Raw genomic sequence first — 10,706 nt, forward strand, 5'->3', positions numbered from 1 at the left:
GGATGAACGAAAACGAGCAGCCTGCATTCTGGCCCGCCCAGGGGAATCTTCACCAGGGGCGGGTTTTTGTCCTTAAAGAGGATGTGATTTTTACCGTGCTGGCGCAGGAGGGCGGAATCGCCTGGATGCACGCGCGACATCCTCATTCCGGCGGCTCGTTCATTATCGCCACCGCGGTCAGCGACGAAGAGGAAGAGCGGGCCACCCGGCTGCTGAAAAACGAGTTTGCGCTGCGTGACGCGCTGCAGGACAGCTGGGCCATTCGCGCCGTCGCGTCCACCCAGTACCGGGGACGCTTCGCGCTGGTGTACGCCCCGTTTTCCTTTGAGCTGCTGGCGCGGCGCGCGGGCAGGGCGATCTCGGGGATCGCGCGCTTTATCGAGCTGGCGATCCAGATCTGCGTCCCTCTGCGCCAGATGCATCTGCAAAACCTGATCCACGGCGATATCAAGCCCGGCAGCATTTTTGTTCAGCACGATGCCACCTGCCGCCTGGGCAGCTTTGGCCTCTCCTGCACGCTCTCCGATGCTTTCTCCCAGACCCGGCTTGCCGTTTCGGGCGGTACGCCTGCCTGGATGTCGCCGGAACACACCTCCCGCACCCAGCGTCCCGTGGATAACCGCAGCGATCTCTACAGCCTCGGCATGGTGCTGTATGAACTCCTGACCGGCCGCCTGCCGTTTGAGCTGGGAGAGGACGACCAGACCAACTGGGCGCATTACCACATCGCCTCGGCGCCGCTGGCCCCGGACGCGATACGCCCGGACGTGCCGGGGATGCTGTCGACCATCATCCTGAAGCTGCTGGAGAAGCACCCCGATAACCGCTACCAGACGGTCGACGGGCTGATTGCCGACCTCCGCCGCTGCCAGGCGACGCTGACCTGCGAGGGCGACATCGTCGCCTTTACCCCCGGTCAGCAGGACCGTACCCCGGCGATCCATCTGGCGGACTCCCTGTTCGCGACCCATCCGCAGGCGAACGACGTCATTGCCGCGTTTGAGCGGGTGGTGCAGAACCGCGTGCCGGAGCTGGTGACCATCGGCGGGCCGTCGGGGATCGGCAAATCCTCGATCATTGCGACGGCGCTTAAAACGCTGCAGCAGCGCACGGTGCTGCTGGCGGTGGGCAAAGTCGATCAGTTTTCACCGTCGCTGCCCTACGGCGTATTAAGCTCCGCGTTCCGCACCCTGACGCTGCACCTGCTGGGGCTGCCGGCAGACGAGGTGGCGAAGTGGAAAATCCGCCTCTCGCGCGCCCTTGAAGGCTATGAAGAACTGGCCGTCAGCCTGGTGCCCGAGCTGGGCCTGCTGCTTGAGAGCAAGCCGCGCTTCTCGGCGGATACGTTTTCCATTGATGCCCGGGCGCGCTTCAGCCATATGGTGCTGGCGCTGGTGAAAACCTTTGCCTCGCAGGGCTGCCCGCTGGTGCTGGTGCTGGACGATCTTCAGTGGAGCGACGCCGCCAGCCTGCAAACGCTCAACGCGCTGCTGGTGAACTGCGGCGCCATCCCGCTGCTGGTGGTTGTCGCCCACCGCGATATCGGCTCGTTGTCCGACCCCACGCTGCAACAGCAGCTGGCGAGCCTGCCGGAGGCGGCACAGCACGCGAGCGAGATTGTCCCGCAGGCGCTCTCGGTTAAAGCCGTGGCGCGCTGGCTGGCAACGGTGTTTCGCACCCGCAGCGCGGCGACGACCGACCTTGCCACCCTGATCCACGAGAAGACGGGCGGCAACCCGCTTTTTGTGCATGAATTTTTCCGCCGCATCGTCGACGACGGGCTGGTGGTGCATAACAAATACCAGGACAAGTGGCATTACGATCTGCAGGCGATCCGCGCCCGGCATTACACCGAAAACGTGGTCACCCTGGTGCTGGAGCAGCTCGAAGAGCTGCCCGACGAGACGCGCCGCCTGCTGGGCAGCATCGCCTGTCTCGGCGGCACGGGCGAGATGGAGATGATGTGCCGCGTGGTCGGCATGTCGATGGCGGAAATGCGCTATGCGCTGCACCCGGCGGTGATGGCGCAGCTCATCGTGCTGACGGAGAAAGCGTACTCCTTCACCCACGACCGGGTGCAGGAGGCCGCCTTTGCGCTGCTGGATCGGCATGAGAAAAGCCATCTTCACCTGACCACCGCCAGCCTGCTGGCCGACGCCGCGCGCCAGGCGGCGGGGAATGAGCTGCTGTTCCGCGCTGTACATCACGTCACGGCCGCACTGGACAGCATCCAGCCCGCTCCGCAGCGCCAGCGGTTCCGCGAGCTGAGCCTGCTGGCCGCGCGACGCGCGAAGCGTTCGGGAGATTATCTTTCGGCGCTGAGCTATATCCAGACCGCCAGAGCGCTGGGCAACGCCGGGACGGTGTCGGACTTTATGCTCGATATCGAAGAGGCGGGCTGCGAGTTTGCGCTGGGGCACCTGGCGCGCACCCGCGAGCTGTGTGACGCCATCCTCGGCTGCCCCGGCGGGCTGACCGAAAAAGCGCTGGCGGCCAACCTGCTGGTGGAAGTCTACATTCGCCAGTCGGACAGCCGTCTGGCGCTGGAGGCGGCGCTCTGCTGGCTGGGGGTGTTTGGCATCCAGATTGGCCGCTATCCGGAAGATGCCGACTGCGACGAGGCCTGGGAACGCTTTTGCAACCGCGCAAATGACGCGCCGCAACATCTCTTTGCCCCGCTCTCGCGGATGGAGAACCCGGAAACGGAAGCGGTGATGAACCTGCTCTACAGCGCCAGCATTTGCGCCAGCTTCATCTGCCCGCGCCTGCATTTCTTACTGCTCTGCCGCATGATGCACCTGACCCTAGACCACGGCATCACCGGCGCCTCCACCACGGCGATGGCCTGGTTTGGCGTGCTGATGGGCCACCGCTACGCCGAGTATCGCCTCGGGTTTCAGTACGGCACGCTGGCCCGCGAGCTGGTGACCCGCCACGGCTACGATGCCTTTGAAGCCAAGACCCTGCTGCCGCTCGACCAGCTCAGCGTCTGGACCCAGCCTTTGTCGTTCACCATCGAGTGCGCGAAAGCCTGCTTCAGCGCGGCGGTCACCCACGGGGATATGACGATGGCCTGCTTTGCGGCCTGCCACCAGGTGATTAACTTCCTCTCGCGGGGCGATCACCTGGACGGGGTGCTGACCAGCATCGATCGCGGCCTGGCGTTCGTGCGTAAAACCCACTTCCAGGACGTGGAAAGCATTTTGATGGTGCAGCGCGGCTACGTTGAGTTCCTGCGCACGCCGGTCATCGGCACCTGGACCGCGTCGCAGGTCTTGCCCGAGGCGCTGCTTCCCGCGTCGCCGGAGCAGGCCCCGGAGCAGACCTCCACCATGCTGTTCTGGTACTGGCTCTATCGCGGCATGGCGCACTTTACCTGTGGCGAGTACGCCGACGCGCAGGCGGATCTGGAGATGGCGGGCTGGTACGCGTGGTCCGCGCCGGGGCACATTCATCTGCTGGATTACCATCTCTACAGCGCGCTGGCGCTTTCGCGTCAGCTGACGCCGGAGACCTTCTCGGCGAACCACCGCCGCAGCATTCACGCCCACTACGACAAAATCGCCCTCTGGGCGCGCATTAATCCCGGCACCTTCGCGGATAAAGAGGCGCTGATCTACGCCGAAATCGTGCGTCTGGACGGGATGAACAGCATCGCGCTTGAGCAGTACGAGAAGGCGGTCCGGCTCTCCCGCGAGGGCGGATTTAATCCGATTAATGCCCTGGCCCACGAGCTGGCGGGCCGCTTTGCGCTGGCCTGCGGCTATCCAACCGCCTCGGACGCACACTTCCGCGGGGCCATCTCCGCCTGGGGCCGCGCGGGCGCGCAGGCCAAGGTGCGCCAGCTGGAGCAGGATTTCCCGCACCTGCTGGCCTCCGGGCAGGCGAGCGCTTATGACACGGTGGCGTTCGCCCAGAACGAGACCATCCGCGATCTGCAGAGCGTCATCAAAGCCTCCCGCGCGCTGTCGGAAGAGATCAACCTTGAGCGCTTAATCGAAAACCTGATGACGATCCTCCTCGAACGCGCCGGGGCGCAGCGCGGCCTGCTGCTTCGCGTGAGCGATAGCCTCATTCCGGAGATCGAGGCCAGCGCCTGGACCAGCACCGACGGCGTGCGGGTGCGGATCCTGAAAGACGTGCCGACGGCGACCGACCTGCCGCTGTCGGTGCTCGCGGCGGTGATCCGCACCGGGCAGGAGATCCGCACCGGCAGGCCGGAGGAGTTTCACCCCTTCAGCCAAGACCCCTATCTGGTGACCTCGGGGGCGGCGGTGATGTGCGTCCCGATGTTCAAACAGGCGCGGCTGGTGGGCGTGCTGTACCTGGAAAACCGGCTGATGCCGGAAGTGTTTACCGCCGAGCACTCGCGCGTGGTCAGCCTGCTGGGCGCGCAGGCGGCGGTCTCCCTGGAGACGGCGCGGCTGTACGCCGAGCTGCTGGCGGAGAACATCCAGCGCCGCCGGGTGGAGAAAGAGCTGCGCGCCAGCCAGACCTCGCTGATGCTGGGCGAGCAGATCAGCCACACCGGCAGCTGGCGCTGGGAGCTGGAGCAGGATCTGATGTTTGTCTCGGACGAATACGCCCGCATTCTCGGCCTGCCCGAGCAGCAAAAGACGATCTCCATGGCGGAGTTTTTGACCTTCGTCCATGAGGACGATTACGCCCGCATCAGCGCCATTGTTACCCAAAGCGTGCGCGACGGGCTCTCGATGCGCGCGGAGTTTCGCGTTAAGCGTCCCGACGGCTCAACGCGCTACATCCTCGGCATTGGCGATCCGGTGGGCGTGGGCAGCGAGGTGAACGAGTATTACGGCATCATCACCGATATCACCAGCCAGCGCGCCGCGGAGGATGCCATGCGGGTGGCGCAGGCGGATCTGGCGCGGGTGTCCCGGGCCACCACCGTCGGACAGCTGACCTCCTCCATCGCCCATGAGATCAACCAGCCGCTGATGTCGATCGTCTCGAACGCCGGAGCGAGCCTGCGCTGGCTCAACCGCGAGCCCGCCCGGCTGGATAAAGTGCGGGAAGGGCTGGAGGAGATCGCCGCCGAAGGCGCGCGGGCGGGGGAGATCATTCGCAGCATTCAGTCCCTGACGCGCAAGCAGGATCCCACCTTCTCGCGCATCGACATGCACTCCCTGATCCACCATATCATCACGCTTTCGCGCAGCGAGCTGGAGCAGCGACACATAAGCGTTGATTATCTGTTGAACGCCAGCGACAGCTTTATCACCGGCGATAGCGTGCAGATCCAGCAGGTGCTGTTGAATCTGGTGATGAACGCGGTTGAGGCGATGGCCGAGGTGAAGGAGCGTGCCAGCACCATCACCCTCAGCACCAGCAACGCGGACGGGAAGGTGATCGTTGAGATCGCCGACACCGGCAGCGGCATTGAGCCCGAGCGGCTGGAGCAGATTTTTGACTCGTTCTATTCCACCAAGCCGCAGGGAATGGGGATGGGGCTGACCATCAGCGCCAGCATTATCGAGCGCCACTGCGGGAAGCTGAGCGCGCGCCGCCGGGAGCCGCACGGCACGGTATTTGCCTTCGCGCTGCCGCTGGCCGCGCAGGAAGGGTAAAGGTTACTCCGCAGGCTGGCTATTGGTCAGGCGCTCAACGGCCCTGACCAGCTCGGCCACGGAGCGCACCTGCATTTTCTCCATCACGCGGCGTCGGTGCACCTTCACCGTGATCTCGCTGACGCCCAGCTCGGCGGCAATTTGCTTGTTCAGCATGCCGCTTATCGCCAGCGTCAGCACCTCGTGCTCGCGCGGCGTAAGGGACATGTGGCGCTGCTTCAGGGCGTAGTGCTCTTTATTGCGCACGGCGTTGTTTTCCGCCAGCTGCAGTGCGGATTCGATGGCGTCTATCAGCGCGTTAGATTCGACGGGCTTGGTAAGGAATTCGTACGCGCCGCCTTTGATGGCGCGCACCGACATCGGGATGGTGCCGTGGCCGGTGAGGAAAATAATCGGGATTTCGCGCCCGCTTTCCTTGAGGGCGTCTGCTACCTCAAAACCCGAAATGGCGGGCATTTGCATATCGAGGATCACGCACGACGGCAGATCCTCAAAGCGGTATTGCAGAAACGCTTCTGCCGATGAAAAGCCGATGGCGTTCAGGCCTGCCGATTCCAGCAGCCCGATCACGGACTGTCTGACGGCGTCATCGTCATCTACCACATACACAATGTGTTCCATTCACCGCCCCGGTGCTGATTGACATGTCGAGGATGCAAACAGTCACTACGGCGACGTAAGAGACTGTTTATGCTGCCTTTCATCTTAACACATTAACTATCATTATCATTTAACAATATGATAACCGTATGAAGTATAGCGAGCCGGGGCGGGGGCGGTGAAGGAACGAAACGCTGTTTTTATGCACCGACAAGCTCAATGCGGTTGCCGTCCGGGTCCGCGATCACCGCCTCATAAAAGCCGTCTCCGGTCAGGCGCGGAGCGCTGAGCAGCGTGCCGCTGGCCTGGGCTCGCTCGGCCATGCTATCCACTTTTGCCTTGCTGCCGACGTTGATGGCGATATGCGCCCAGCCGATAAACTCCGGGTGCGGCGGGGCGTCGGGCAGCTCTGGCAGCGTCATGAGCTCGATGGTCGGACCGTCATCCAGCGTAATAAAGTGTGATTCAAACCCCGGACGATTTTTACTGACGTAGCGTTCATTGCTGCGGCCATTAAAAACCGTTTCCCAGAACTGAACCTGGGCGTTCAGGCTGCGGGTCCAGAGTGCAACATGGGCAATATGCATAAGTTCCCTCGTGATGTGTCGGTGAGGACTTTCACCGGTAAAACAGGCTACACTCTGGTTTTGAGCGCTACAAGCTGAGGAAAAGACAATGCACTACACACTGAAAGAAAGCGACAAGGATAAAGCGGAAGGGTCAAACGGCGCGGGCGCTCTGCAGCAAAAACTGCTGGAGTCCCGTTCGATTGTGATCTCCGGTGAGATCAACCAGGAGCTGGCGCAGAAAGTGATCACCCAGATGATCCTGCTGCAAAGCGTCAGCAACGATCCGATCAAGCTGTACATCAACAGCCAGGGCGGCCATGTGGAAGCGGGCGACACCATCCACGACTTCATCAAATTCATTCGCCCGGAAGTGCACGTCATCGGCACCGGCTGGGTGGCGAGCGCCGGGATCACCATCTTCCTGGCCGCGAAAAAAGAGCACCGCTACTCGCTGCCAAATACCCGCTTTATGATCCACCAGCCGCTGGGCGGCGTGCGCGGCCAGGCGACGGATATTGAGATCGAAGCGCGCGAGATCATCCGCATGCTGGATCGCGTGAACAAGCTGATCGCTGACGCCACCGGCCAGCCGCTGGAAAAAGTGAAAAAAGACACCGACCGCAACTTCTGGATGTCCCCGGCGGAAGCGCTGGACTACGGCATCGTGGGCAAGCTGATCACCCATTATGACGAGCTGAAGCTGGACTAAGTTTTTACCGCCGTGTACGTGTCGGGTGGCGGCTACGCCTTACCCGACCTACACGCCCTCGTTTGACCCATGACAAGTTCCCCCTCTGCTTTCTTACCTATAATCGCGCCTGTTTCCCCTCTCACTGGTGCTACCCATGGCGTATCAACTGAACCTGAACTGGCCGGAATTTCTTGAGAAATACTGGCAAAAACAACCCGTTGTGCTGAAAAATGCCTTCCCGAATTTTGTCGATCCGATTACCCCGGACGAGCTGGCAGGGCTGGCGATGGAGCCGGAGGTCGATAGCCGTCTGGTGAGCCATTTCAACGGTAAATGGCAGGCCAGCAATGGCCCGTTTGAGCACTTCGACGATCTGGGCGAAACCGGCTGGTCGCTGCTGGCGCAGGCGGTGAACCACTGGCATATGCCCGCCGCGGAGCTGGTGCGTCCGTTCCGCGTTCTGCCGGACTGGCGTCTGGACGATCTGATGATCTCCTTCTCCGTGCCGGGCGGCGGCGTGGGTCCGCATATCGATCAGTACGACGTGTTTATCATTCAGGGGATGGGCAGCCGCCGCTGGCGCGTGGGCGACAAGCTGCCGATGCGTCAGTTCTGCCCGCATCCGGCGCTGCTGCATGTGGATCCGTTCGAGCCGATTATTGACGAAGATCTGGCTCCGGGCGATATCCTCTACATCCCGCCTGGATTCCCGCACGACGGCTTTACCCATGAAACGGCGCTCAACTACTCCGTCGGCTTCCGCGGGCCGAACGGCCGCGATCTGATCAGCAGCTTCGCCGACTACGCGCTGGAAAACGATCTGGGCGGCGAGCACTACAGCGATCCGGATCTGACCTGCCGCGAACATCCGGGCCGCGTGGAGCAGTACGAGCTTGATCGCATTCGTCAGATGATGATCGACATGATCGGCAAGCCGGACGATTTCACAAAATGGTTTGGCAGCTTTGTCTCCACGCCGCGCCACGAGCTGGATATCGCCGCCGCCGAGCCGCCGTACGCGCCGGATGAGGTGCTGGATGCGCTGCAGGGCGGCGAAACGCTGTCTCGCCTGAGCGGGCTGCGCGTGCTGAATATCAACGGCAGCTTCTTCATCAACAGCGAACAGCTGGAGACGGTAGACGCGAAGGCGGCGGATGCGCTGTGCCGCTACACCGAACTCGGTCAGGCCGAGCTGGGCGATGCGCTGAAAAACCCGGCGTTTGTCGAGGAGCTCACCGGGCTGATTAACCAGGGATACTGGTACTTCGACGAGTAGTGCGGCCTGTTGCCCGGTGGCGCTGCGCTTACCGGGCCTACAACGGCAAGAACGTAGGCCGGGTCAGGCGAAGCCGCCACCCGGCAAAACACTACTCCTCCATCGCAATCACAATCGCTTCACCCATCTTCTTCAACGCCTCGCGATGTTTCTCCGTTGGCGGCAGCGCCACGTTGATCCGCAGGCAGTTGCGGTACTTCCCGGAGGCGGAAAACAGCGACCCGGCCGCGGCCTGGATTTTCAGCCGGCACAGCTGCTTGCTGACACACACCATATCCACATTTTCCGGCAGCTCCACCCACAGCAGGAAGCTGCCCTGCGGGCGCGTGACGCAAATCTCTGCCGGAAAATACTGCCGCACCCAGCAGGTGTAGGTTTCCATATTCTGCTGATAAATCTGGCGCATACGGCGCACGTGGCGATGGTAATGGCCGTCGCGGATAAACGCCGCCACCGCCATCTGCGTGCCCGGCACGTTAAACCCGCCCGCGGCGTATTTCATGTGCATCACCCGGTCGTAGTAGCGTCCCGGCACAATCCAGCCGACGCGCAGGCCCGGCGCCACGGTTTTGGTAAACGAGCTGCAGAGGATCACGCGGCCGTCGATATCCATGGAATGAATGGTGCGCGGGCGCGGGTACTCCGCCGCCAGCTCGCCGTAAATATCATCCTCGACAATCACGATATCGTGCCGCTGGGCGAGGGCCAGCACCTGCTTTTTCCGCGCCTCCGGCATGATAAACCCGAGCGGGTTATTGCAGTTGGGCACCAGGATCACCGCCTTGATCGGCCACTGCTCCATTGCCAGCTCTAGCGCTTCGATGCTGATCCCGGTTTCAGAGTCGGTGGGAATTTCAATCGCCTTGATGTCAAACCCGCGCAGCATCTGCATCGTGCCGTGAAACGACGGTGATTCCACCGCCACGATATCCCCCGGTTTGCACACCGACAGCAGGGCGATCGACAGCGCGCCGTGGCAGCCGTTGGTGATCACAATGTCGCTTGCCGAGACGGTGGAGCCGCCGTCCAGCATCAGGCGGGCGATCTGCTCGCGCAGCTCCAGGCGCCCGTCAAGCACGTCATAGCTCAGCATCTCGCCGGGGTTATGCTGCGCGATGCGGCTCATCTCGCGCCACAGGGGCTTCAGGCTCGGCTGGTTAATGTCCGGCGAACCGCCGCCAAAGGAGATCATCTCTTTGTCGGCGCGGGCGTCCAGCAGCATCATCACCTCATCCCACTGGGTAACGTCCACCGGGCGCTGCACCGGGCGCGTCATCGCCGGGACGGGCGGCTGGGCCTTGCGCGGCGAGACAAAATAGCCGGAGCGCGGCTGAGGCGTGATCAGCTGGAGGTTTTCGAGGATCTGGTAGGCCTGCTGTATGGTGCTGATGCTCACGCCGTGCTCCTGGCTCAGCGCGCGCACCGACGGCAGACGTTCGCCGCTGCGATACAGCCCTTGTTCAATGCGTTCTGCCAGAAGGTTGGCGAGATGTTGATAGCGCGTCATGCTGTATCCTCTGTTTTCACCATACAGATTATAAAACCAGTACAGATTGCTGCGAAAATTGCCATGCAGATACTGTTTTAGCGGATCTGTATGTTAAACAAAAGTTGTTTTTGCATCTGTATTGCACAGGCCGATTTCCGGGATGATAACCCCACTGACACAGTGAGGAGAGCATCATGGAATTCTACGAGAATCGTTCAAAACGTCCGTTTGTTGTGTTTGTCTGGATCGCGAAAACGCTGCGTAACTGGTATCGCATCAACCGCACCCGCCGCATCCTGAGCCAGATGAGCGACGAGCAGCTCAAGGACGTTGGGTTGTCGCGGTATGATGTATGAGCCGTATCATCGCCCGGTGGCGCTACTGTATGACCGGATACATAGGTGACAGATCAGACCGGGAACATAGGTAACACTTTTACTCTATCCGCACCACACTCTGGGTTTTTCGGTCGTAGTACGCAAGCGTTATTCCGTTG

Annotated in this window: 6 protein-coding genes and 1 pseudogene; 4 read left to right on the forward strand and 3 right to left on the reverse strand. The window is 62.0% G+C overall.

Going from position 1 to position 10,706, the window contains the following annotated elements; translation table 11 throughout:
- The first annotated feature begins 2 nt into the window (after positions 1 to 2).
- The gene (locus FHC48_RS20565) at positions 3 to 5,585 is read left to right on the forward strand and encodes an ATP-binding sensor histidine kinase (protein ID WP_119311980.1); all 5,583 of its coding nucleotides are present in this window, start codon (positions 3 to 5) and stop codon (positions 5,583 to 5,585) included.
- 3 nt (positions 5,586 to 5,588) lie between these two features.
- Here FHC48_RS20565 and FHC48_RS20570 read toward each other — a convergent pair whose 3' ends face one another.
- Entirely contained in the window at positions 5,589 to 6,206 is a 618-nt protein-coding gene (locus tag FHC48_RS20570; protein WP_059363226.1) for a response regulator transcription factor, read from the reverse strand.
- 179 nt (positions 6,207 to 6,385) lie between these two features.
- Entirely contained in the window at positions 6,386 to 6,772 is a 387-nt protein-coding gene (locus FHC48_RS20575; RefSeq protein ID WP_059363227.1) for a VOC family protein, read from the reverse strand.
- 85 nt (positions 6,773 to 6,857) lie between these two features.
- Here FHC48_RS20575 and FHC48_RS20580 point away from each other — a divergent pair.
- Both FHC48_RS20580 and FHC48_RS20585 read left to right on the forward strand, forming a co-directional pair.
- Positions 6,858 to 7,463, forward strand: a pseudogene (locus FHC48_RS20580) (ATP-dependent Clp protease proteolytic subunit); the annotation flags it as partial.
- Positions 7,464 to 7,599: 136 nt separating this feature from the next.
- Positions 7,600 to 8,721, forward strand: coding sequence for a cupin domain-containing protein (locus FHC48_RS20585; protein ID WP_045415517.1), 1,122 nt, complete (start codon positions 7,600 to 7,602; stop codon positions 8,719 to 8,721).
- Between the two features lie 91 nt (positions 8,722 to 8,812).
- Here FHC48_RS20585 and FHC48_RS20590 read toward each other — a convergent pair whose 3' ends face one another.
- On the reverse strand, positions 8,813 to 10,228 hold the full coding sequence (locus FHC48_RS20590) for a PLP-dependent aminotransferase family protein (RefSeq protein ID WP_023326637.1): 1,416 nt from the start codon (positions 10,226 to 10,228) through the stop codon (positions 8,813 to 8,815).
- 176 nt (positions 10,229 to 10,404) lie between these two features.
- On the opposite strand from FHC48_RS20590, the gene FHC48_RS20595 reads away from it, so the two are divergent.
- Positions 10,405 to 10,566 (forward strand): DUF1127 domain-containing protein, encoded by a 162-nt coding sequence (locus FHC48_RS20595; protein ID WP_008501333.1) that lies wholly within the window; start codon positions 10,405 to 10,407, stop codon positions 10,564 to 10,566.
- Positions 10,567 to 10,706: the final 140 nt, after the last annotated feature.

The sequence above is a fragment of the Enterobacter sp. EC_50 genome (assembly GCF_019584525.1).
GTDB classification, from domain to species: Bacteria; Pseudomonadota; Gammaproteobacteria; order Enterobacterales; family Enterobacteriaceae; genus Enterobacter; species Enterobacter roggenkampii.

What these genes read in the sequence shown, in the direction of transcription:
- FHC48_RS20565 (WP_119311980.1), top strand. Translation starts at nt 3, where the DNA reads ATGAACGAAAACGAGCAGCCTGCATTCTGGCCCGCCCAGGGGAATCTT.
- FHC48_RS20570 (WP_059363226.1), bottom strand. Translation starts at nt 6,206, where the DNA reads ATGGAACACATTGTGTATGTGGTAGATGACGATGACGCCGTCAGACAG.
- FHC48_RS20575 (WP_059363227.1), bottom strand. Translation starts at nt 6,772, where the DNA reads ATGCATATTGCCCATGTTGCACTCTGGACCCGCAGCCTGAACGCCCAG.
- FHC48_RS20585 (WP_045415517.1), top strand. Translation starts at nt 7,600, where the DNA reads ATGGCGTATCAACTGAACCTGAACTGGCCGGAATTTCTTGAGAAATAC.
- FHC48_RS20590 (WP_023326637.1), bottom strand. Translation starts at nt 10,228, where the DNA reads ATGACGCGCTATCAACATCTCGCCAACCTTCTGGCAGAACGCATTGAA.
- FHC48_RS20595 (WP_008501333.1), top strand. Translation starts at nt 10,405, where the DNA reads ATGGAATTCTACGAGAATCGTTCAAAACGTCCGTTTGTTGTGTTTGTC.